The organism is Streptacidiphilus pinicola, from assembly GCF_003258295.1.
GTDB classification, from domain to species: Bacteria; Actinomycetota; Actinomycetes; order Streptomycetales; family Streptomycetaceae; genus Streptacidiphilus; species Streptacidiphilus pinicola.
The window spans coordinates 12,322-34,829 of sequence record NZ_QKYN01000166.1 but is presented as its reverse complement, the minus strand read 5'-3'; the positions used below and the strand labels follow the sequence as shown (position 1 = coordinate 34,829).

The window sequence follows — 22,508 nt, the reverse complement described above, 5'->3', positions numbered from 1 at the left end:
GCCACCGGTCCTCCCCGGCTGGGGTCCCTGACCGGCTCGCGGCGTGGGTGGACCCGGCTCCGTTTCTGCCGTGGTCGCAGTCCTGGGCGTTATTGGAGCGACGGTCCCGTGCACTCCGGTTAGTCTCCTGGCGGAGGTGTGGCCGGTGGGAATGTCGCTGCTGTACGAAGTTCTGGAGCCCCTGCCCGATGCGGAGAGTGCCCTGCGTCGCGCGCGCGGGCTCCTGAGTGAGTTCGCCGCATGGACAGGTGAGCCGGAGGCTCCTGAGCTTGGCCCGGTTGTGACGGCTGAGCAGTTCGGCCATGCGCGACAGTTCTTCGGCCGGGGGGAATTCCGGACGCGGACGGGTCACAGGTTCCCGGAGACGGGGCTGGAGGACTTCTGGTCGCAGTTGGCCCGCTTGGGTGTGCCGCGCGGCGATGACCCCTTCGGGGTTGAGATGGAGCTGGCACCCGAACTGGAGTCGCTCTGGCCGCTGCCGCCGGAGGTGTGGCTTGAGGTGGGATGGAGGTGGAAGGACCGACCGCCGCCCTTCAAGTTCGACACAGAGAACTGTTCCGAAGCCGATGTCGATGTCGTGGTCGCGGCGATCGGCCCGCTCGCCCTCGACGTGCAGTGGCATGCGGCTCTCCGTGGGCTGCCTGCCAGCAAGCTGTGCGGCGTGCAGCTGTGCCTCAACAGCGTCTGGACCATGCAGTGCGCCGAGCCGTCGCAAGGCACTCACGGCGTCTATCTGTCCATCGGGACCAAGAACCGGGATGTTCAAGAGGAGTGGCTCGCAGCCACCGGACTGACTCTCGGCGAGCCGTTGGTCGGCTGGTAGTCCCGCCGCGACGGGCGGCCGGCGGTGCCAGCAGCCCCGGCGATGCCGGACGTCGGGGCAGCGGACCCGAGGGCGCGGAGCTCGACCCATCGGTGCGGGTCGAGCGGGCTGTGGGTGGAGCGCGTCAGAGTTCGATGCAGTAGTGGACCTGGGTGTCCTGGGTGACGAACCCGGCACTCTCGTAGACTCCGAACTCTTTGCTTGAGCTATCGGCGTCGACCCTGAGGCTGGCGCGTCCGTAGCCCTGGTTCTGCGCGGCCCGAAGCGTGTGTGAGATCAGGGCTTGGGCCACGCCGCGCTCCTGGTACGCGGGCCGCGTGGCGATGACTCTGAAGTACGCGTCACGGATGCCGGTCGCCAACGTGTCCGCCTCCCACGAGACGACCAGGAGGACACCGGCCGCCGTCCCGGTCTCGACGTCACGGAGCAGAAAGCTCAACTCGGGCCGGAAGTTCGCGTTCACGGCCCAGACCTTCCACTCCTCGGCGCTGAGCTGCGACCTGCCCAAGTCGTCCTGGACGGCCTCGTTGCGGACCGCGCGGAACTCCTCGTCGGTCTCGGCGGTGTAGCCCTCGATCCGCAGGCCGTCGGGGACAGGGGCGTGCGGAAGGGCGGTGCCGAGCGGATGCCTCATGTGCCGGCCCCGCTTCGTCGCCGTCATGCCTGCCGCACGGTACAGGGCGACTGCCCCGTGAACATGCTCGCCGTAGATGGCCTCGACGACCAGGTGGAGCGTGGGGTGATGCAGTGCGTGCAGCGCCTCGGCGGTCGCCAGCCCGTGCTGCATGAGCTTCGTCCCAAGTCCCTGGCGACGATGGGTGGGGCGGACGGCGCCGGCAGCCTGCACCCGGTGGACGATCGCGGCTGTCGGCTTGTAGTGGACCGCCGAGAAGCCGAGCATCGTTGCGCCGTCGAACACCGCCAGAGTGGACGTCGGGAGGTCGTCGACCGGTGAGTTCAGCTCCTCGGCCGCGTCCTCCGCGGTGTACTGCCCCCAGACGTGGTCCTCCGCGTCGATCGCGTTCAGGAGGTCGGCCATCGCCGCGCCGTCGGACACGGTCAGCGGGCGCCAGATGAGGTTCGGCGATTCGACAGTCATGATCGCAACCCTATGGAGCCCGGCCAGGGCTGTCATCCCGATTTCGGGCCCGTCGGCAGTCCGATGTTCGGGCTGGTCAGTGGTCATAGGCGATCAGTGATCGCTTGCTGGGTGCGCCGGTCCGCGCTGCGTCAGGACATCGAGGTTTCGACTGATCGTCGAACGCTCGGCTCCGAGCCAAGTTGATCTCCCCCGGTCGCCCCGGAGACGACGAGCCCCTGACGCATGATCAGTTCTGTTGTGCGCCACGGTCCTGAGCCGGCCGGGGCACCGGCTCGATCATCGCCGGGCGGCACCTACGGCAACTGCGCGGCGGAAGGCAGCTACTCCCCCGACGGCAACGGCGGCATCACCATGACCGGGCAGTAGCCGCACCGGAGCGGGCGGCGACGCGAGCGGTACCGCCCGTCACTCGTCACGGCTCCCCACCTCCACCACCGCGCCGGTCGCGCGGGCACGTTCGGCGGCGAGCACGGTCAGGTGGCTGAGCAGCGACTCGCGCGGGCCGGAGCTCACCCTGGCCGGATCGCCGGTGGCCACGGCGGACACGAAGGCCTCCATCAGCCCTTCGTCGCCGCCGCCGTGGCCACCGGCCGCAGACATGTCGCCCGAGAGGGCGGTGTCCAGGATCTCCGTGTCGCCGGTGAGGAAGTCGTGGACGCGCAACATCCGCCCGTCCCCGCGGATCTCGCCACGGGTGCCGAAGATCTCGGTGCGCCGGTTGGCCATCTCGGTGAACCCCGTCATGGTGAACGTCGCCGTCGCGCCACCGGCGAACTCCATGGCCACGACCTGGTGGTCGACCACGTCGTTGTCGCACGCGTAGACGCAGCGCCCGTACGGTCCGGTGCGCAGCGCCTGGTCGAGTGCCTGCTCGGTGCACTCGTCGACGACCACCGTGAGCGGCCAGTGGTGTTCGCCCCGCTCGAGCTGACCGCCGTAGAGACGAGTCGCGTCATAGGCGCAGGCGGCACGGACGGTGCAGTCGACGCAGCGGTCCGCCGCCCCCTGCGGGCGGTTGTCCGCGGTGAAGTGCGAGAGGCGGCCGAAGCTCGACAGGCGGACCGGCGGCTCGCCGACGACGTGCTGGAGCCAGTCGAGGTCGTGGCAGGACTTCGCCATCAGCATCGACGTGGACTCGTCGGCGCGCCGCCAGTTGCCCCGGACGAACGAGTGCGCCTGGTGCCAGAAGCCCACGGGCTCCACATGCTGCACGCTGACGACCTCGCCGATCCGCCCGGCGTCCAGCAGTGCCTTCAACGCCCGCGTGTAGGGGGTGTAGCGCAGCACATGGCCGACCGCGAGGATCACCCCGGCCCGCTCGACGGCCTCGACGATGGCGCGGCAGGACTCCTCGTCCAGGGCCATCGGCTTCTCCAGCATGACGTGGTAGCCCTGAGCGGCGAACGCGAGCGCGGGCTCCAGGTGCTCGCGGTCCTGCGTGCAGATCAGCACCGCGTCGGCGACGCGCCCCCGGGTCGCCAGGACGCGCCAGTCGTCGACGGCGTCGGCGGGGGCGAGCCCGTGCTCGGCCGCGAAGCGCTCACGGCGGATCCGCCGGGGCTCGGCGACGTCGACGACCCGGGCGCGCCCGGGGTGGCGCAACGCGAAGCGGGCATGACCGGCGCCGCGGTCACCGGCACCGACAACGAGAAGGGAGACCTCAGACATGCTTGCACCCTAACCGTCGGGCGCATGGCAGGAAAGCGCTTTCCGGCATCAGGCGGTACGTTCTGGCTCGTGGTCGATCTTTCCCGCGAGCATTCCCGACTGCGGCTCCAGCTCCGGCAGGCGACTGTGCCCGGTCCGAAAGCCGGTGACGGCGCAGAGGCCGGCCCCGTCCATGGCACCCGTGAGGCGGATCGTGAGCTCTGTGACGGTGACCGGCTCGAAGGCGTGGATCCGGCGGACGCCCACGGTGCCCGCACTCACCAGCGGTCGACCGTCGGCAAGGATCCGGTGCCAGGTGATGTGCTGTCCGGCGGTCAACTCCTCCCGCAGTTCGAGGTGGTCGATGGTGACCGGTGCGGGGAAGCGGGCCCGGTATTCGGTTCCCGAGCCGGTGAGCTCGGTGAGCTCGGTGAGCTCGGCCGGGTACGGGCGGGCGAAGCGTCGGGCGAGTTCGTCGGTGGTCTCCAGCAGCCGGGCCCGGTCGACGGGGTCGATCAGGCCACGGCGGTCGGGCGGGAGGTTGAGCAGGAGTCCGGCGCCGAGGCCGACCGAGCGGTACCAGATGCCGAGCAGGTGCTCGCGGCTCTTGAGCGTGTCCAGGTCGTCAGGCTGCCAGAACCAGTGGCTGCGGATGGGGACGTCGCACTCCGGAGGAAGGTAGGCCGGCGCGTCGAGTGCGGTGTCCTCGTGGGCGTAGACGCTGAGGCGGCTGGAGCTCGCCGCGTAGTGGACCGGGTCGGCCGCGAGGCCGTCCTCGTTGCCGACCCAGCGAATGGTGGGCCGTCCCATGTTGAAGACCATGGCCTCGGGCTGGTGACGGTCGATCACCGCCATGACCGCGTCCCAGTCGTACGTGCGTCCCTCGGATCCGGCGCCGTCGAACCAGAGCTCCACGAGCGGACCGTAGCGCGTGCACAGCTCGGTGAGCTGGCGCAGGTAGAAGGCGTCGTAGGCGGCCGGGTCGGGGTCGTCGTAGCAGGCGGCGTTGCGGTCCCAAGGTGACAGGTAGAGCCCCAGGCCGATGCCCGCCCGGCGGCAGGCCTCGGCGAGCTCGGCGACGACGTCTCCGCGACCACCACGCCAGGGAGCGCTGCGGACGCTGTAGTCGGTGGTGTCGGTCGGCCAGAGGCAGAAGCCGTCGTGGTGCTTGGCCGTCAGGACGACATAGGCCGCACCCGCGGCGCGGGCGGTCTCGACCCACTGGACGGCGTCGAGCTCGGCCGGGTCGAAGGCCCTGGGGTCGAGGGTGCCGTCGCTCCACTCCTTGCCGTGGAAGGTGTTGATGCCGAAGTGCAGGAAGAGGCCGAACCCCGCCTGCTGCCAGCGCAGCTGGCGCGGAGTGGGTGCGGGGACGGATGTGGTGGCGTGGTCGGCGCCGGGCATGACCGCTCCTTGTGTCGGGCCGGGAGGGCGGTGGACGCGTGGCCGCGTCCGGCGATCCTCACCGCGCCGCGGTCGAGGCGTCAACATCGAAACGAAGAATCGACAGAATTTCGTTCATTCAATCATCGAAACGTAATGGAATGGGCACCCCCACATGGTCGCGCGGGCGCGGGCCCTCACCGGACCGTCCGACGTCGTGACCTTCCACCCGGGCGCTACGACGCCATCACGTGCGGCCTCTCGCGTTGCGAGCGATTGACCGGTTGAATGAATCGCGAAAGAAAGCGCCGGATTCGCTACGCTGTGGAATCACACTGCGGGCGAGCGTGCCTGACCTTGGAGTTGCCCGCCTACCCCGGTCGGCGCACGCCCCGGGCCGGCGGTGTGCCGTGCGCCGACAAGAACCGTAAGGGGAACGATGCGCCTCTCCGTGGAGGACCGGCACGAGCAGATCCTGCAGCTCGTGCGCGAGCGGGGCACGGTCCGGGTGGCCGACCTGGCCGGGACGCTCGGCGTCTCGGCCGTCACGGCGCGGCGCGATGTGGAGCTGCTCTCGGAGGCCGGGCTGCTCCACCGTGCGCACGGCTCGGTGTCCCGCTCGGAGCGGGCGACCCCGGCGGTCCGCGTCGGCGGCAGGCGCGGGACGGGCGACCACCTGGTCCTCGGGCTTCTCGTTCCCGCTGCCGCGTACTACTACGCCGAGGTGATCAAGGGGGCGAAGACCGCTGCCGCGGCCGCGGGCGTCCGGCTGATCCTGGGGATCTCCGACTACCGGGCCGAGCAGGAGGAGGCCCAGATCGCGTCCATGGTCGCCGCCGGGGCCAACGGCCTGCTGCTCACGCCGACCTGGGAGGAGGCCTCGCCCTCCCCCGCCGAGGAGGCGGCGCTGCTCGACCTCGGCGTGCCGACCGTCCTGCTGGAGCGCCGTGCGCCCGCAGGATCACCGCTGGCCGGGCTCGACCGGGTCTGCACCGACCACGTCCACGGCGCCAGTGTGGCCGTGCGGCACCTGTTCGACACGGGCAGGCGGCGCATCTCCCTGCTGGTGCGTCCCGGCACGCCCACGGCCGCCTTCGTCGAGGCGGGCTACCGGGTCGGCATGGACGCGGTCGGTCTCAAGCCGCCGGCGTTCCCGGTCGGGAAGTCCTTCGACAAGGCACTGACGCACCTGGCCGACGCCGCGTCGCAGGGAGCGGTGGACGCGGTCCTGGTGCACCCGGACACCGACGCGCTGATCCTGCTGCAGCAGTTGCGCGCGCGCGGTCTGCGGGTTCCGGAGGACGTCGCCCTGGTGGCCTACGACGACGAGACCGCGGGGCTGGCGGACATCCCGCTCACGGCGGTCGCCCCGCCCAAGCTCGCGCTCGGCGAGACCGCGGTCGGTCTGCTGCTGGAGCGTCTGTCGCAGGACGCGGACACGGACGCGCCGCGCCGGCACCTGGACCTGCTCCCTCGCCTGCGGGTCCGCGCGTCCACGGCGACGTCCGACTGAGGACCCACCCGCGCGTCGGCACGGGATCGGCGGAGCTCACGGGCGTGGCGCGTGTGCGCCGCCGGCCGCAAAGGCCGTCAGCGTCCCCGCGGGGGGAGAACGCGTCCGGCCCGTTCCGGCATCCCCTTGCGTTGAGAAGCCCTGGTGGGCACCGCCGAAACCTCCGGCAGCGACGCCGGGTCCAGGACGGTCTCCGCGCGCCCCCGGGGGTCAGGCTGTGCGCGGGAGTTCCTCGCGCAGCACGGGGTGGGCGAGCGGCAGACCGCGCCGGTACCGGTCGATCTCCGCCAGCGCGGAGTCGGCCATGCGGTGCAGCTCGCCGCCGACCGACCCGGCGATGTGGGGCGTGAGCACCAGGTTCGGCAGATCGAACAGGGGCGAGTGGGCGGGCAGCGGATCGGGGTCGGTCACGTCCAGTACGGCGTACAGGCGGCCGGAGCGCAGCTCGTCGATCAGGGCCTGCGTGTCCAGCAGGGAGCCCCGGGCGGTGTTGATCAGTGTGGCGCCGTCCGGCATGAGCGCGAGCCGGGCGCGGTCGATCATGTGACGGGTCTCCGGCAGCTCCGGGGCGTGCACGCTCACCACGTCGGAGCGGGCGCACAGTTCGTCCAGGCTGACCGCGTGGACGCCCAGGGCGAGCGCCTCCGCCTGCGAGAGGTAGGGGTCGTGGACCAGGAGGTCGAGGTCGTGCGGCCGGAGCAGTTCGATGACGCGTCGCCCGATGCGGGAGGCGCCGACGATCCCGACGACGCGCCGGTAGTTGCCGACCGAGGACAGGCGGTGGTGCCAGCCCTCGGGGTCGCGCAGGGCGCGGAAGTCACGGTGAGCCTGCAGGAGGTGCTTGTTGGACGCCAGAACCGCGGCGACGGTGTACTCGGCGACGGGCAGCGCGTTGGCCCAGGCGGCGGAGGAGACCTGGACGCCCCGGGCCCAACAGGCCTCGGTGATGATGCCCTTGACGGACCCCGCGGCGTGGACGATCGCCCGCAGGTGCGGCGCGGCGTCGAGCACGGCCGCGTCCACCGTGGGGCAGCCCCAGAAGCTGAGGATCACCTCGGCCTCGCCGAGCGCCGCGCGGGCGGCGGGCGTGGTGAAGTCGCGGTGGATCTCGGCGCTGTCGGTATCGGCGACCTGATGGAGCCGGAGCAGCTGGTCCGGGCCGAGGAGCCGGGGGCGTAGTGCGGGGTCCATGGCGAGCAGGGTGCGCGGCCTTCGTCCGGCGGGGTCGTCGGTGACGGTGGGCTGCTCGAACGCCGGGGGGCGGGGAGCGGGGACGTTCATGCGGCAGGCTCCTCGGGGCCGGTCGGCGGCGGCTACTTGACGCTTCCGGCGGTGAGCCCGGAGCGCCAGAAGCGCTGCAGGCAGATGAACAGGACGATGACGGGCGTGACGGCGATGACGGATCCGAAGATCACCAGGGAGATCAGCGAGGGACCGTCGGTGGCGACGCCCTGGTCCCAGATGAACAGGCCGAGGCTCACCGGGTAGAGGTTCTGGTTGGAGAGCATCACCAGGGCGAGGAAGAAGCCGTTCCAGATCGCCGAGAACTGGAAGAGCAGGATGGTGGTGAAGCCGGACCGCATCATCGGCAGCCCGATGGTGCCGAAGATGCGCACCTCGCCGGCGCCGTCGACGCGGGCCGCCTCGACGACCTCGTCGGGCACGTAGCCCTGGGCGAAGACGCGGGCCAGGTAGACACCGAAGGGGTTGACCACGGAGGGGATCAGCACCGCCCAGACCGTGTTGACCAGATGGACCTTGCTGGCGAGCAGGTACATGGGCAGCACGGTCGCGGCGCTGGGCACCAGCACGCCGAGCAGCACCAGGCCGAAGAGCTTCTCCTTGCCGCGGAAGTGGTACTTGTCGAAGGCGTATCCGGCGGCGCAGCTGACCAGCGCGGAGCAGACGGAGCCGACTCCGGCGTAGAGGAAGGAGTTGAGCAGCCAGCGGAAGTAGACGCCACCGTCCTGGTGCATCAGGCCGCGGAGGTTCCCGAGGAGGTCGAAGTCGGAGAAGCTGAGCAGGTGCCCGTCCATGATGCCGGTGGAGGACTTGGCCGCCGCCACCAGCATCCACATCGCCGGGAAGAACGTGTAGACCGCGGCGATGACGAGGGCGGCGTTGACGGCCGCGCGGGACATCCAGCGCGGCCGGGTGTTCCGACCGGGCGATCCGCCGTCGGCCGCGTCCCGGCCGCGGGCGGCGGGGCGGGAGTCGAGTGCGGTGGTCATGCCCGCCTCCAGGGGTTCGAAAGCCGGGTGACGCCATAGGAGAGAAGTGCGCAGACGATCGCCAGGAGGATCGATCCGGCGGCGGCGAAACCGTAGTTGGAGTCCTTGAACGCCTGCGCGTAGTTGTACAGGTTGGGCGTCCAGGTGCTGGTGATCACGGCCGGGGCGGTCTGCTGCATCAGCAGCGGTTCCTGGAACAGCTGCAGCACGCCGATGGCCGTGAACAGTCCGACCAGCCCGACGCTGCTCCGGATCGCCGGGAGTTTGATGCTCCATGAGGTGCGCAGCTCGGAGGCTCCGTCGATGAGTGCGGCCTCCAGCACCTCGCGCGGGATGGCCTGCAGCGCCGCGTAGAAGACGACCACGTTGTAGCCGAGCACCTCCCAGATCGCCACGTTGACGAGGGAGGGGACGGCGACGAAGGGCGAGCCGAGGTCGAAGTTGACGCCGCCGCTCTGCAGCGCGGAGACGATCGGGCTGACGCCGGGGGTGTAGAGGTACAGCCAGACGATCGCGGCGATGATGCCGGGGACGACGTGCGGCAGGAACAGCGTCAGTTGGAAGAAGCGCTTGGCGCGGGCCAGCGCGGAGTCCAGCAGCAGCGCGACCGCCAGCGAGCCGCCGAGCATCAGCGGCACGTAGAGGACGGCGAACAGCGCCACGTGGACGAACCCGTCCCGGTAGACCGGGTCCTTCAGCACGTCCAGGTAGTTGCCGAGGCCGCTGAAGACGGTGGTCGCCGCTCCGAAGCCGAGACCGGAGTGATGCTCCTTGAAGAGGCTGAGCCACAGCGCGTAGCCGATCGGCGCGAGCGTGGCGGCGGTGAAGAGCAGGAAGAAGGGGCCGAGCAGCAGGGCTGCGGCGCCACGCGTGCGGCTGCGCGGGCGGCCGCCGCCCGAGGCGGCCGCCCGGTGGGGCGCCCGCCTCGCTGCGGCCGGCCTGGCGAGGATGGCCATGGAGCGCGACCTCAGCCCTGGACGTTCAGGCCGGCGGCCTTGATCTGCGAGACGGTCTGGGTCTGCGCGGACTGCAGGGCGGAGGCGATGGTGCCGCCCTTGCCGAGCTTGGCCCACGGGTCGGCGAAGTCGGCCCAGGTGGAGACCATCAGCGGGCCCCAGGTCCAGCCGCTCTTGATGGTGGCGGCCGCCTGCTTGTTGAGGGAGTAGATGTCCTGGCCGCCGTAGAAGGAGGCGTCGAAGGACTTCTGCGCGACGGTGTCCATGGCGGGGTCGGCGGGCAGGGCGCTGGAGGCGCCGCCGGCGACGCGGGTGGCGACGGCGTCGGCGTTGGTGGACATCCAGGTGGCGAACTCGACGGCGGCGGCGGCGTGCTTGCTGTCCTTGCTGACGGCGTAGCTGGAGCCGCCCACGGCACCGGCAGCCGGGGTGCCGTCGAAGGTGGGCAGGGGCGCGACCGCCCACTTGCCGGCCGAGGAGGTGGCCATGGTCTTGAGGTAGGCCCCCTCGAACGGGCCGCTGATCATGCCGATGTCCTTGCTGCTGTTGAGGTCGGCGGTGAGCGCGGGGCTGCTGGACAGGTAGGTGCTGACCTGGCCCGCGTCGATCAGGCCCTGCCAGTAGGCGGCCGTCTTCTGGGTGGCGGGGTCCTGGAAGTTCACCTTCCAGGTGTCGCCGCCGGTGGAGAACCACTGTGCGCCGGCCTGCCAGGCCATGGCGGCGAAGACGGAGGCGTCGTCGGTCGGGAAGTTGACCAGGTGGGTGCCGGGCGCGGCCTTCTGCAGGGCGGCGGCGTCAGTCTTGAACTGGTCCCAGGTGGTCGGGACGGTCAGGCCGTATTTCTGGAACAGGTCCTTGCGGTAGTAGAAGACCGTCGGCTCGATGTCGAAGGGCACCGCCCAGGTCTTGCCGCCGAGAGAGGTGAGCGGCATGGCGGTGCCGAGCGCCGAGGAGGCGGGGCTGCCGATCAGGGAGCTGATGTCCTGGACGTCGCCCTGAGCCACGAAGTTGGGCAGCTCGGAGTACTCGACGTTGAACAGGTCGGGTCCGTTGCCCGCCTTGATCGCGGCGAAGTCCTTGGCGTAGCCGGTCGTGCCGCCGACCGTCTGCGAGAGCGTGACGTGCACGTCCTTGTGGGTGCGGTTGAACTCGGCGACGACCTTGTCGGCGTTCTTGGTCCAGGTCCAGAAGGTGATCTCGGCGGGCTGGGACGAGCTCTGCGTGGCGGAGCCGCTGCTCGCGCTGCTCCCGCAGGCGGTGAGCGTGACCAGCGAGAGCGTGGCGCAGGCGGCGAGGGCCAGCAGGCGCGTCCGGCGGCCGCGGGGGCTGCCCGGGGCGGGGGTCGTGGCCGAGCTGTGCGTCATTGCGGTGCTCCTGTCGGAAGGCGAGCCGAACGTGGGCGATGGGGGGGTGGAGGGTGACGCGTATCTCGCACGAGGCGATGGAGCGTCATCCTTGGCGGCGGATCGCTCGCCGTCAAGACTGAATCATCGAAAAAGTTTCATTCGATCACTCGATCGCTATCCGACCCTCTCCGTTCACGCGGGCCGCGCCGCGGCTCCGTCCAGGTGGTCGCCGCAGGATACGCGTACGTACAACCGGGGCAGCAGGTCGAGGTGCCGATACGGCCCGTCCAGCGCCTCCGATGCACCGTCACCCGCGCCGAGGCGCCGCAGCAGGAGTGTGGCGGCAGCCTCGCCGACGGAGGCCCTGGGCAGGGAGACGGCGGTGAGCGGCACGTCCGCGAGGGCGGCCACGTCGTCCCCGTACGCGACCAGGGCCAGGTCGCGCGGCACGTCCAGCCCGAGCGCCTGCGCCGCCTGGAGCAGACGCAGGGCGTCCTCGTCGGGGTGCACCACGGCGGCGTCCAACTGGCCGGCGGCGGCCGCCGTGGCCAGTTCCTCCACGGAGGCGCACCGAGGTCCCGCGAGCCCGAGCGCCCCGACCAGCTCTCGGTGACCGGCCAGCAGCGTGGCGGAGACGGGCGATCCCGGGTCGGTGAGCAGACCGATCCGGCGCCGGCCCCGGGCCGCGAGGTGGCGCAGGGCCAGGCCGATGCCGTGGGCGTGATCGGTGCGCACGGAGTCGAGTCCGGCCAGGGCCGTGCCCGGCTCACCTCGGCGTTCCACCAGCACTGCGGGCATCCCCGGGCCGAGGACCGGCGTCTCGTCGGCCGGCTGGACGCCCTGCGCCGGCCATCTCGGGGCGAGCAGCACTCCGGTGGCACCCGCGTCGACCAGCAGGCCCAGCTGTGATTGGGCCGCTCCGGGCGCGTCGCCGCAGACGCCGAGCACCAGCCGGGCCCCCGCCCGCGCGACGGCCTCCCGGGCCCCTCGGATCAGCTCGCCGTGGTGGCGGTCGATGGCCGGGACCAGCATGCCGATCACGGGTCCCTCGTCGTCGCCCGGGTCGGTGCGGGCGACCCGCCCTTGTGCGCGCGACAGCCGCCCGGTGCTGCTGAGCGCTTCGACGTCGCGGCGAACCGTGACCGCGGAGACCCCGAGGGCGGTGGCCAGTTGCCGGACAGGGAGCGGGCCGTCGCGCAACAGGTCGAGAAGCAGCCGGCGCCGACCGTCGGCCTTGGCGGGCATGCGGATCCTCCTTGCGGGTCGCATGCGACGTCGCATGCATCAATGATCGTTCGTTCCTTTTGGCGATCGTACGATCATTCGCTCTTGACGCACCAGGGGTCGCGCTGACAGATTCCCGGCATGCGCCTCCCCTACTTCGTCGACCCAGCGCCGAGCGAGGGCGCGGTCGGTTCGCGTGCGACGGGCGTCTCCGACGCCCCCGGACTCAGCCTCGACGGCCACTGGCAGTTCCGGCTCCGGCCGGATGCGGGCGATCTCGGCGACGCCTTCGCCGTCGAACCCTTCCCCGCCGCCCCGTCGACCGACGCGGGCTGGAGCGAGTTGCCGGTGCCCGCGCACTGGCAGCTCCACGGCCACGGCTCACCCGCCTACACCAACGTCAGCTACCCCTTCCCCATCGACCCGCCCTTCGTGCCCGACGAGAACCCCACCGGCGAGTACCGGCGCGCCTTCGACCTGCCCGACGACTGGCCCGGCCTCGCGCCCGGCCCCCAGCCGGGCGGGCGGACGCTGCTGCGCTTCGACGGCGTGGACTCCTGCTACCGCGTCTGGCTCAACGGCGTCGCACTCGGCCACGCGAAAGGCAGCCGGCTGGCTCACGAGTTCGAGGTCGGCCACCTGCTGCGCCCGGGCCGCAACACCGTGGCCGTCCGGGTGCACCAGTGGTCCAGCGGCAGCTACCTGGAGGACCAGGACATGTGGTGGCTGTCCGGGATCTTCCGCTCGGTCACCCTGCTGGCCCGCCCCGAGCCGGCGCTCGACGACGTCTTCGTCCGCGCCGGCTGGGACCACACCACCGGGGCGGGCACCCTCGCGATCACGACCTGCGGGCCCGGCGTACGGCTCGACGTCCCCGAGCTGGGCCTGCACGACGCGGACCCCGCCGGACCGCACGTGCTGCCCGGCACCGAGCCGTGGACGGCGGAGACACCCCGCCTGTACGAGGCGGTGCTGCACACCGACCGCGAGCAGGTGCGGCTGCGCGTCGGCTTCCGAACCGTCGCGGTGACGGACGGCCTGCTGACCGTGAACGGACGACCGATCACCTTCCGCGGCGTCAACCGGCACGAGTGGCACCCCGAACACGGCCGCGCCCTGGACCGGGCCACCATGCTCGCCGACGTGCTGCTGATGAAGCGCCACAACATCAACGCCGTGCGCACCAGCCACTACCCGCCGCACCCGGACTTCCTGGACCTGTGCGACGAGTACGGCCTGTGGGTGATCGACGAGTGCGACCTGGAGACCCACGGCTTCGAACAGGTCGGCTGGCGCGGCAATCCGAGCGCCGACCCGCGCTGGCGCGACGCCCTCCTCGACCGCATCCAGCGAACGGTCGAGCGGGACAAGAACCACCCCAGCGTCATCGTCTGGTCGCTCGGCAACGAGTCGGGCACGGGTGACAACCTCGCCGCGATGGCGCACTGGTGCCGCGCCCGCGACCCGGAACGCCCGGTCCACTACGAGGGCGACCACGACAGCGGCTACGTCGACCTCTACTCCCGGATGTACGCCTCGCACGAGGAGGTCGACGCGATCGGTCGGCGCGCGGAGCCGGCGCCCGCCGACCCGGCGCTGGACGCCCACCGACGCGACCTGCCGTTCGTGCTGTGCGAATACGCCCACGCCATGGGCAACGGACCCGGCGGCCTGAGCGAGTACCAGCGGCTCTTCGAGCGGCACGCGCGAGTCCAGGGCGGGTTCGTGTGGGAGTGGATCGACCACGGCATCGCCCGCACGGCGGCGGACGGCCGCCGCTGGTACGCCTACGGCGGCGACTTCGACGAGCCGCTGCACGACGGCAACTTCGTCGCCGACGGCCTGCTCTTCCCCGACCGGACGCCCTCGCCCGGGCTGCTGGAGTTCGCCAAGGTGATCGAGCCCGTCCGCCTCGAGGCCGATCCGGCGGACGGATCGCTACGGGTCACCAACCTGCACGACTTCCGCTCCCTCGACCACCTGGCGCTGAGCTGGCGGCTCGAGGACAGCGACGGGCGCGTGCTCGAGGACGGCACCCTGGAGGTGCCGGACCTGGCCGCCGGGCAGGCGTGCACCCTGCCCCTGTCGGCGGGGGCCCACGGCTCCCCCGTCCGTTCCGCCCCTGCCGGATCCTGGCTGACCGTCAGCGCCGTGCTCGCCGCGGACGAGCCGTGGGCCGACGCCGGACACGAGGTGGCCTGGGCGCAGCTCGCCGCCGGTCAGGAATCGCGCACGGGCGCGCTCTCCCCCGCGCCGGGCTCCGCGCGCGGCGGCGCACGTCCCGGTGTCCGTCCCACCGCGCGTCCCGTGGTCGACGACGCGGGGCAGGTGCGGGTGGGCCCAGCCGTGTTCTCCGCCACCGGAGCGCTCGGCGAACTCGCGGGCCTGCCGGTGGCCGTGGCCCGGCTGGATGTCTGGCGCGCACCCACCGACAACGACCTCGGCGGCGGCGAGCAGTCCCTGGCCCGGATCTGGCAACGCGCCGGGCTGGACCGGCTGCGCCACCGGACTGTCAGCGCCGCGATCGACGGCGACGGCTTCACCGTCCGCACCCGGGTGGCCGCGGCTGCGTCGGACCGCGGCCTGCTCACCACCTACGGCTGGCGGGAGCAGGACGGCTGCCTGCGGCTCGACCTGACCGTCGAGCCGGACGGCGACTGGTCGGGCCTGGCCCTCCCCCGGATCGGCCTGCAGCTGGCCGTTGCGCTTGGCTGCGCCGAGGTGGGCTGGTACGGCCTGGGTCCCGGGGAGTCCTACCGCGACAGCCGTGCGGCCGCCCGCCTCGGCGCCTGGTCGTCGCCGTTCGAGGCGCTGCAGACGCCGTACCTGATGCCGCAGGAGAACGGGAACCGGTCGCAGGTCCGCTGGGCCGAGTTCACCGACGCCGGTGGTCGGGGCCTGCGGGTGACAGGTGATCCCGTCTTCGACTTCGCGGCGCGGCCGTGGTCGGGCGCGGCGCTCGCGGCCGCCCGCCATCCCCACGAGCTGAGCCCGGACGGCTTGCTGCACCTCTCACTGGACCTCGCCCACGACGGCCTCGGCTCGGCGTCGTGTGGCCCCGGTCCCCTGCCTGAGCATCGGCTGCACCCACGGAAGGACCAGCTGAGCCTGCTGCTGAGCCCCGTCTGATCTAACGAAGAGCGATCGACCGTTTGAACGAACTATCGTCGATTTTTCGTCTTGCTTATTGACAGCCCAACGATCCCTTGGCGAGGATCGCGCCCGGCATCCGCTTCTGCGCACCCGCGCAGGACTCGTGCCCAGGAGCCGCCGTGTCCGATCCCGCCGCCGCTGTCCGTCCCCTCCCAACGCGACGGCCGGGCGCCCCGGGCCCGGCCCGGCCGGCCGTCGTGTGAGCCGACGGCCGGCCGCCCTGGCAAGGACAAGGACGTCCATCGAAGGGATCCCCCACGTGTCCATCCCTCCGCCCCCGCTCAATCCGCTGCCGCACCTTCCGCAGCTGTCGCGCAGACGACTCCTTCAGCTCGGCGGCGCCGGCCTCGGCGCGCTGCTCCTGCCACTCGACGCGGCGCCCGGCGCTCAGGCGGCAACCGATCCCTACGCGGCGCTGCGCACCGCCTGGTCCGCCTACCTGACCGGCGGAGCCGTCAACACCAGCGGCTCCGCTTACACGGCCGCGATCTCCGGACTGAACGCGGAGGCCGCGGCCTTCCTGTCGAGCATCCAGACCGGCTCGGGGATCACCTCCCTCTGGTCGGACCTGCCGCTCGGTTCCGTCTCGGCCAACATGAGCAGCAGCTTCGCCCGTCTGAAGACCCTGGCCACCGCCTACGTCACGCCCGGCACCGACTACACCGGCAGCTCCTCGGTGGCCTCCACCGTCCTGGCCGGGCTGGACTTCATGACCGGCTCCAGCGGCCCCTACCGCCCCTCCGCCACGCCCTACAGCAACTGGTGGGACTGGCAGATCGGCAGCAGCCAACTGCTGGAGGACACCGCCGTCCTGATGTACGCGCAACTCTCGTCGACCCAGATCGCGAACTACTGCGCCTCGATCGACGCCTTCGTCCCCGACCCCACCAAGCAGCTCATCGTCCCCAGCAGCTCCACCACCTCCACGGGCGCGAACCGGCTGGACGAGTGCCGCGCGGTGATCGTGCGCGGCGCACTCGGCTCCGACGCGACCGCGATCAGCGCCGGCGTGAGCGCCCTCTCCCCAGCGCTGCCCCTGGTGATGTGCGGCGACGGCCTGTACGCGGACGGCTCCTTCACCCAGCACTCCGGCGTCGCCTACACCGGCACCTACGGAGCGATCTACTTCGGCGACATCGTGGCCCTGGTGCTGCTGTTGCAGGGCTCGCAGTGGGCGATCACCGACCCGAACCTCGCAGACGTCTTCACCGGCGTGGCCGACGGGTACGCACCGATGGTCTACAACGGCCTGATGCTCGACTCGGTGCGCGGCCGCGCCATCTCCCGCTACAACCAGCCCGACGCCTCCGACGGCTTCAGCGCCGCCCTGACCCTGCTGCGCTACGCCCAGGCCAGCACCGACCAGTCGCAGGCCGCGGAGTGGAAGGCGACGGCGAAGGGCTGGCTCCAGCGCAACACGGTGCGCACGATCGCCAGCACAACGCCCGCCATCGTGAACACCACCACGGGCCAGTCCGTGACCGTCTCCACGGCCGGGGTGGCCGGGATCGCCCTCGCGGAGTCCGTGCTCAACGACTCCTCGGTCACCGCCGCGGCCGAACCGACCGCGCACCACCAGTTCCCCAACATGGCGCGGGCGGTGCACCGGCGGCCGGGGTGGGCCTACTCGATCGCGATGTGCTCGGACGGGATCCAGCGCTACGAGGTCATCAACGGCGAGAACCTGCACGGCTGGTACACCGGCGACGGCATGGGCTACCTCTACCTCGACAACGACGTGGCCCAGTTCAACGACGCCTACTGGGACACCGTCAACCCCTACCAGCTCCCCGGCACCACCGCCGACCAGGGAACGCTCGCCAACTCCGCAGGGCAGGCGACCAAACCGTCCACCACCTGGGTGGGCGGCTCGACCCTCAACGGCGGCTACGGCGCGGTGGGGATGCAACTGCAGGCCTACTCGACCAACCTCACGGCCGTGAAGTCCTGGTTCTGCCTGGACGACGCGGTGGTCTGCCTCGGCGCCGGGATCAGCTCCACCAGCGGCAACCACGTCCTGACCACCGTGGAGAACCGCAACCTCCACACCACCGGCAACAACACTCTCTCAGTCAACGGCACCGCCCAGTCCACCGGCCCCGGCTGGACCAGCACCCTCAACGGCGTCCACTGGGCCAGCATCTCAGGCGTGGGCGGCTACTACTTCCTGTGGCCGGCCGGCGCCAACAACGTGGTGTTCAGCGAGACCAGCGACACCGGCAACTGGAGGAGCGTCAACTCCGGCGCCCCCGCCACACTCGCGAACGACACCCGCCCCTACCTGTCGATCGCCTTCGACCACGGCGCCAACCCGTCCGGCGCCACCTACTCCTACGTGCTGCTGCCCAACTACACCGAGGCGCAGACCGCCTCGTACGCATCGGCGCCCTCGGTCTCCGTCGTCAGCAACACCACGACCGTCCAAGCCGTCACCGACAGCGCCCTCGGCGTGACGATGGCGAACTTCTTCGCCGCCGGCACCGCGGCAGGCGTCACCGTCAGCGCGCCCGCCTCCGTCAGTACCCGGACCAGCGGCGGACAGCTCACCATCGCGGTCTCCGACCCGACCTGGACCTCGGCGACGGTCCAGGTCACCGTCGCCGCGTCCGGCTACACCGCGATCGCCTCCTCCGACGCCACTGTCACCGTCCTGTCCAGCAGCGGCGGTCAGATCACCCTCCTGGTGGAGACGGGCGATTCCCGCGGCGCCACGCACAGCGTCACCCTCGCCACCAGCGGCACCGCACTCACCCCTGCCTCCTCCACCTTGCTCACCCCGACAGCTGACACCTACGTCCGCGACGGTTCCTACGCCGCCACCAACTACGGCACCGCCACCACCTTCCAGGTGAAGAACGTCAACTCCGCAGGCACCGGCTACAACCGCATCGCCCTGCTCAAGTTCAGTCTCTCCGGCGTCACTCCGAGCGCCGTCAGCCGCGCCATCCTGTGGCTGAACGGCAACGTGGAGGACTCCGGCGGCAACCAGACCGGCGTCACCGCGTACGGGCTCGGCAGTGACACCTGGACCGAGACCGGCGTCACCTGGAACAACACCCCCAGCACCACCACCGCCTACGGGACCGGCCAGATCAGCAACACCTACGACTGGGTCGGACTCGACGTCACCGCCCTCGTCAAGGCGTCCACCGACGGCACCGCCGCGATCGGCGTCTGGCAGCAGAGCGCCGGACTCGCGGCCGTCTTCTTCTCCCGCGAACAGGGCGGTGGCAAGGGCCCCGTGCTGGAGGTGATCAGCGGCTGACGGATCGTCAAGGCGCGGGCGGGCTTCCTCGCCCGCGCCCGGGTCGGCACACCCTCACCGCCGCCGCGTTCGCCTCGGCTCTCACCCTCAGCATCTCTTTTTCGTCCTGTCTACGCGTCAGTAAGGGTAAGAACCTTCTAAGTGGACTACTCCTCAGTAGATGTCATCCGTAGACGAACACACCAGGGATGAGCGACCCCTTCAGGCTTGAGCAGCGCCGTCCCGCGGGCCGAATGAGGCCGCCAAGCAAAAGATGATCTTCCGGTTCGCTTGTTCGACCGCCCGCCCCTGGCTACCGTTCACGCCTGGCCCGCCCGGCCTGCCATCCGCCCCGAACGATCGGACGTCGCGTGAACCTCCCCCTGCCGGCCGACAATCGGGGCGGCCCATGAGGTTCGGACGACGCCGGCCCGACGAGACCCCTGCGAGCGGCGTCGCCACGGATCCCGCACCGCCGCCCGGACCGTCCGCCGCGCCAGGGCCACACGCTGCGCCGACTCCGGCTCCGGCCCCAATCGACGACGAGGAGATCGCGCTGCTGCGGGCGAGCGTGGAGCTCGTCGGGCCGCTCGCGCAGGACCTGACGGTCTACTTCTACGCGATCCTCTTCCAGCGGCATCCCGAGGTGCGCGCGCTCTTCCCGGCGGACATGGACGTGCAGCGGGACCGGCTGCTTCGGGGCCTGCTGCGGATCGTCGATCTCGTGGACGACCCGGAGAACCTGGTCCGCTTCTGCAGCCGTCTGGGCCGCGACCACCGCAAGTTCGGCACCCTGAACGGCCACTACCCGGCCGTCGGCGCGGCGTTGCTCGACTCGCTCGCGCGGTTCGCAGGGGACGCCTGGTCGGCCCGGCTCGCGGACGTGTGGTCGCGCGCCTACGGAATCGTGTCCCAGGTGATGGTCCAGGCAGCCGAGGAGGACGCGGCGGTGGGGCCGGCCACCTGGAAGGCCGACATCGTCGACCACCGCCTGCGCGGACCGGGCATCGCCGAGCTCACCCTGCGTCCGCACAGCCACTATCCGTTCCAGGCGGGCCAGTACGCGAGCGTGGAGACCCCCTGGCAGCCGCGCGCCTGGCGCTACTACTCGCTGGCCAACGCGCCGCGGGAGGACGGCAGCCTGACCTTCCACGTACGCGCCCTCCAAGGCGGCCGGGTCAGTCCTGCCCTGGTGCACCACGCACGCCCCGGCGACCAGCTGACACTCGGTGCGGCCCAGGGCGACATGGTCCTCTCCCCCGGCAAGGACGGCGACCTGCTCTGCGTGGCGGGAGGCACCGGCCTGGCGCCCGTCCAGGCCCTGGTGGAGCAGACCGCCCGGGACGGCGGCCGGCGTTTCGTCGAGGTGTTCGTCGGCGCCAGGACGGCCGGGGAGCTCTACGGTCTGGACGACATGCTGCGGATGGCCCAGCGCAACCACTGGCTCAAAGTGCGCGGGGTGCTCTCGGACGAGACGGTACCGGGATGGCGGGGCTCCCTGCCGGAAGCGCTCCGCGAGTTCGGCCCCTTCTACGACCACGAGGTCTACCTGTCGGGCCCGGTGGACATGGTCACCGCCTCGGCCCGGGTACTGGTGCGTCAAGGCGTGGCACGGCGGAACATCCACTACGACCCGTTCGACGTCCCCGTCCTCGAAGCGGCCCTGCTGCCGCGGCGGTTGCGAGCGGAGGATGAACAGTGACGGGCCGCGAGCCAGGACAGCAGCCGCTGCTCGAGGCCGCCGAGTCCTTCGTCCGGGACTTTGCGCGTGAGCACCCCGGAGCCGTCGACCCCGACGTCAGGATCAAGGAGATCGCCGCAGCCGTCGACCGCGACGGGACCTACGCGCACACCCCGGAGGAACTCACCTACGGCGCCCGGGTGGCCTGGCGGAACGCCGCACGCTGCATCGGCCGGCTCTACTGGAACAACCTGCTGGTCCGCGACCTGAGGCACCTCACACATCCCGACGACATCGCGCGCGAGTGCTTCGAACATCTGCGCCTGGCCACCAACGGCGGCCGGATACGGCCCGTCATCAGCGTCTTCGCCCCCGACGCGCCGGGGCGTCCGGCCGCACGCATGCTCGGCGAGCAGCTGGTGCGCTACGCCGACGACCCGCGCAGCGCGGAGCGTTGCGCGGTCCTGCGGGAACTGGGCTGGAAGGGAGGAAAGGAGCCGTTCGAGGTCCTCCCGCTGTTGATCCAGGCGGCGCCCGACCGCGCGCCGGAGTTCTACGAGCTCCCTGAGGACGCCGTGCTCGAGGTCCCGCTGACGCACCCTCACCGTCCCGACTTCGCAGCCCTGGGACTGCGCTGGTACGCCGTTCCCGCAGTCGCCGACATGACGCTGGAGATCGGCGGGATCAGTTACCCCGCCGCGCCCTTCAACGGCTGGTACATGGGAACCGAGATCGGCTCACGCAACCTCGCCGACGCCGACCGGTACAACCAACTCCCCGCCGTGGCCCAGCTTTTCGGTCTGGACACCGCGGACGAGCGCACCCTGTGGCGCGACCGGGCGCTGGTGGAGCTGAATCTGGCGGTGCTGCACTCGTTCGGCCATGTCGGGGTGACGATCGCCGACCACCACACGGAGTCGACGCGGTTCCTCGCCCATGTCGAGCGGGAGGGCCGCCACGGCCGTGCCGTCCCTACGGACTGGACCTGGATCGTGCCTCCGCTCTCCGGCTCGGCCACCGCGGTGTTCCACCGCTACTACGATCCGCCCGACCCGTCGGCGCGCCCGGCCTTCCTGCACCGGCGGACACCGTGGGCGCAGCCCCAGCCCGCCCCCTGTCCGGTCTCGGGGGCGAGCCCGGGTTTCGAACGTCTCCCTGACGCCATTCGTGCGGATCTCGGCCCCCGGCCGGCGCCGCACGGCGTGGCCGCTGGCCCGGGACTCACGGCGCCGCAACCCTGAGGAGCGCAGCAGGTACCGCGAGAAAGGGACGCCCATGCCCGAAGTGACGGAGCCGTACGCACCCGGCACCCCCTGTTGGGTCGACGTGCTGGCCCGGGATCAGCAGGCCGCGCTGGACGTGTACCGGGACCTCTTCGGCTGGCAGGGCGAGGTCGGCCCGGCGGAGTTCGGCGGCTACGCGGTGTGCACCCTGAAGGGAAAGCCGGTCGCCGGTGTCATGACCGCTGCGGCGTCGGAGGGGCAGCAGGTGCCGCCGCCGGTCTGGACGACGTATCTGTCCACCGCCGACGCGGACGCCGCCCAGCGAGCGATCACGGACGCCGGCGGGACGGTGATGATGCCGGTGATGGACGTGGGCACCATCGGTCGCAGCCTGATCGCCGCCGACCCGACCGGCGCCGTGTTCGGCGTGTGGCAGCCGCTGGAGTTCCCCGGCGCCGGCATCGTCAACGAGCCCGGCGCGCTGACCTGGAACGAGCTCCACACCAGCGACTTCGCGGCCGCGGTCGCGTTCTACCGGGCCGTGTTCGGCGCCGAGATCACCCCCATGGAGATGGAGGGTGCCGGGGACTACCACTCCTTCAACGTCAACGGCCGCAGCGTCGCCGGCGTCGCGAACCTGCACAACGACCCGCCCGGCACCCCCGCCCACTGGCTCACCTACTTCGCCGTCGAGAGCACCGACGACATCACCGACAACCTGGCCAGGGTGGGCGGCAAAGCCCTGGTCCAACCCTTCGACATGATGGCCGGACGCATGGCCGTCCTCGCCGACCCCCAGGGCGCCGTCTTCGCCGTGATCAGCCCCAAACCCATGTGAGCCCTGGCTCATTCGACGGCGTGGGCAGGGCAACGTGATCAAGCCCTGTTCCCGACCGACCCGTAAGGATCGGCTGCCCTCGCCGGACTGAGCCGGCTGGGAGAAGATCGAGGGAGCTGATCGTGCCTCCCTCCGCCGGAGGGA

Annotated in this window: 16 protein-coding genes; 8 read left to right on the top strand and 8 right to left on the bottom strand. The window is 71.3% G+C overall.

Going from position 1 to position 22,508, the window contains the following annotated elements; genetic code table 11:
* The first annotated feature begins 151 nt into the window (after positions 1-151).
* Positions 152-823, top strand: coding sequence for a hypothetical protein (locus DN069_RS33575; RefSeq protein ID WP_111507023.1), 672 nt, complete (start codon positions 152-154; stop codon positions 821-823).
* A gap of 124 nt (positions 824-947) precedes the next feature.
* Here the strand turns inward: DN069_RS33575 and DN069_RS33570 are convergent, their stop codons facing one another.
* A complete protein-coding gene (locus DN069_RS33570; protein ID WP_165845751.1) occupies positions 948-1,922 on the bottom strand; it encodes a GNAT family N-acetyltransferase in 975 nt (324 codons plus the stop codon).
* Positions 1,923-2,147: 225 nt separating this feature from the next.
* On the opposite strand from DN069_RS33570, the gene DN069_RS40565 reads away from it, so the two are divergent.
* Entirely contained in the window at positions 2,148-2,291 is a 144-nt protein-coding gene (locus tag DN069_RS40565) for a hypothetical protein (protein ID WP_165845750.1), read from the top strand.
* Between the two features lie 39 nt (positions 2,292-2,330).
* Here the strand turns inward: DN069_RS40565 and DN069_RS33565 are convergent, their stop codons facing one another.
* Both DN069_RS33565 and DN069_RS33560 read right to left on the bottom strand, forming a co-directional pair.
* Positions 2,331-3,593 (bottom strand): Gfo/Idh/MocA family protein, encoded by a 1,263-nt coding sequence (locus tag DN069_RS33565; protein ID WP_111507021.1) that lies wholly within the window; start codon positions 3,591-3,593, stop codon positions 2,331-2,333.
* Between the two features lie 48 nt (positions 3,594-3,641).
* The gene (locus DN069_RS33560) at positions 3,642-4,976 is read right to left on the bottom strand and encodes an alpha-L-fucosidase (protein ID WP_111507020.1); all 1,335 of its coding nucleotides are present in this window, start codon (positions 4,974-4,976) and stop codon (positions 3,642-3,644) included.
* A 418-nt stretch (positions 4,977-5,394) separates the two neighbouring features.
* Here DN069_RS33560 and DN069_RS33555 point away from each other — a divergent pair, with 418 nt between their 5' ends.
* Positions 5,395-6,468, top strand: coding sequence for a substrate-binding domain-containing protein (locus tag DN069_RS33555; protein WP_111507019.1), 1,074 nt, complete (start codon positions 5,395-5,397; stop codon positions 6,466-6,468).
* A gap of 210 nt (positions 6,469-6,678) precedes the next feature.
* Here DN069_RS33555 and DN069_RS33550 read toward each other — a convergent pair whose 3' ends face one another.
* The 5 genes from DN069_RS33550 to DN069_RS33530 all read right to left on the bottom strand — a co-directional run bounded on the left by DN069_RS33550 (position 6,679) and on the right by DN069_RS33530 (position 12,246).
* Positions 6,679-7,749 carry a hydroxyacid dehydrogenase gene (locus DN069_RS33550; protein ID WP_111507018.1) on the bottom strand — a complete coding sequence of 357 codons (1,071 nt, stop codon included), beginning with the start codon at positions 7,747-7,749 and terminating at the stop codon, positions 6,679-6,681.
* Between the two features lie 32 nt (positions 7,750-7,781).
* Positions 7,782-8,699, bottom strand: coding sequence for a carbohydrate ABC transporter permease (locus DN069_RS33545; RefSeq protein WP_111507017.1), 918 nt, complete (start codon positions 8,697-8,699; stop codon positions 7,782-7,784).
* Positions 8,696-9,655 carry a carbohydrate ABC transporter permease gene (locus DN069_RS33540; protein WP_111507016.1) on the bottom strand — a complete coding sequence of 320 codons (960 nt, stop codon included), beginning with the start codon at positions 9,653-9,655 and terminating at the stop codon, positions 8,696-8,698. The genes DN069_RS33545 and DN069_RS33540 overlap by 4 nt, the downstream gene beginning before the upstream one ends.
* 11 nt (positions 9,656-9,666) lie before the next feature.
* The gene (locus DN069_RS33535; RefSeq protein WP_111507015.1) at positions 9,667-11,019 is read right to left on the bottom strand and encodes an ABC transporter substrate-binding protein; all 1,353 of its coding nucleotides are present in this window, start codon (positions 11,017-11,019) and stop codon (positions 9,667-9,669) included.
* Positions 11,020-11,193: 174 nt separating this feature from the next.
* Entirely contained in the window at positions 11,194-12,246 is a 1,053-nt protein-coding gene (locus DN069_RS33530; RefSeq protein WP_111507014.1) for a substrate-binding domain-containing protein, read from the bottom strand.
* A gap of 120 nt (positions 12,247-12,366) precedes the next feature.
* On the opposite strand from DN069_RS33530, the gene DN069_RS33525 reads away from it, so the two are divergent.
* From DN069_RS33525 to DN069_RS33505, 5 genes are all read left to right on the top strand, one after another.
* Positions 12,367-15,354, top strand: coding sequence for a glycoside hydrolase family 2 TIM barrel-domain containing protein (locus DN069_RS33525; RefSeq protein ID WP_111507013.1), 2,988 nt, complete (start codon positions 12,367-12,369; stop codon positions 15,352-15,354).
* Positions 15,355-15,637: 283 nt separating this feature from the next.
* Positions 15,638-18,643, top strand: coding sequence for a polysaccharide lyase family 8 super-sandwich domain-containing protein (locus tag DN069_RS33520; protein WP_133260131.1), 3,006 nt, complete (start codon positions 15,638-15,640; stop codon positions 18,641-18,643).
* A 388-nt stretch (positions 18,644-19,031) separates the two neighbouring features.
* Positions 19,032-20,324, top strand: a complete 1,293-nt coding sequence (locus tag DN069_RS33515; protein ID WP_111507011.1) for a globin domain-containing protein — start codon at positions 19,032-19,034, stop codon at positions 20,322-20,324.
* A complete protein-coding gene (locus tag DN069_RS33510) occupies positions 20,321-21,544 on the top strand; it encodes a nitric oxide synthase oxygenase (RefSeq protein ID WP_111507010.1) in 1,224 nt (407 codons plus the stop codon). Before DN069_RS33515 ends, DN069_RS33510 begins: the two co-directional genes overlap by 4 nt.
* A gap of 34 nt (positions 21,545-21,578) precedes the next feature.
* Complete coding sequence (locus DN069_RS33505; RefSeq protein ID WP_111507034.1) at positions 21,579-22,364, top strand: VOC family protein; 786 nt, start codon at positions 21,579-21,581, stop codon at positions 22,362-22,364.
* Positions 22,365-22,508: the final 144 nt, after the last annotated feature.

Bases quoted from the DNA above. Each gene is read 5' to 3' on its own strand.
- DN069_RS33575 (WP_111507023.1), top strand. From the start codon at position 152: ATGTCGCTGCTGTACGAAGTTCTGGAGCCCCTGCCCGATGCGGAGAGT.
- DN069_RS33570 (WP_165845751.1), bottom strand. From the start codon at position 1,922: ATGACTGTCGAATCGCCGAACCTCATCTGGCGCCCGCTGACCGTGTCC.
- DN069_RS40565 (WP_165845750.1), top strand. From the start codon at position 2,148: ATGATCAGTTCTGTTGTGCGCCACGGTCCTGAGCCGGCCGGGGCACCG.
- DN069_RS33565 (WP_111507021.1), bottom strand. From the start codon at position 3,593: ATGTCTGAGGTCTCCCTTCTCGTTGTCGGTGCCGGTGACCGCGGCGCC.
- DN069_RS33560 (WP_111507020.1), bottom strand. From the start codon at position 4,976: ATGCCCGGCGCCGACCACGCCACCACATCCGTCCCCGCACCCACTCCG.
- DN069_RS33555 (WP_111507019.1), top strand. From the start codon at position 5,395: ATGCGCCTCTCCGTGGAGGACCGGCACGAGCAGATCCTGCAGCTCGTG.
- DN069_RS33550 (WP_111507018.1), bottom strand. From the start codon at position 7,749: ATGAACGTCCCCGCTCCCCGCCCCCCGGCGTTCGAGCAGCCCACCGTC.
- DN069_RS33545 (WP_111507017.1), bottom strand. From the start codon at position 8,699: ATGACCACCGCACTCGACTCCCGCCCCGCCGCCCGCGGCCGGGACGCG.
- DN069_RS33540 (WP_111507016.1), bottom strand. From the start codon at position 9,655: ATGGCCATCCTCGCCAGGCCGGCCGCAGCGAGGCGGGCGCCCCACCGG.
- DN069_RS33535 (WP_111507015.1), bottom strand. From the start codon at position 11,019: ATGACGCACAGCTCGGCCACGACCCCCGCCCCGGGCAGCCCCCGCGGC.
- DN069_RS33530 (WP_111507014.1), bottom strand. From the start codon at position 12,246: ATGCCCGCCAAGGCCGACGGTCGGCGCCGGCTGCTTCTCGACCTGTTG.
- DN069_RS33525 (WP_111507013.1), top strand. From the start codon at position 12,367: ATGCGCCTCCCCTACTTCGTCGACCCAGCGCCGAGCGAGGGCGCGGTC.
- DN069_RS33515 (WP_111507011.1), top strand. From the start codon at position 19,032: ATGAGGTTCGGACGACGCCGGCCCGACGAGACCCCTGCGAGCGGCGTC.
- DN069_RS33505 (WP_111507034.1), top strand. From the start codon at position 21,579: ATGCCCGAAGTGACGGAGCCGTACGCACCCGGCACCCCCTGTTGGGTC.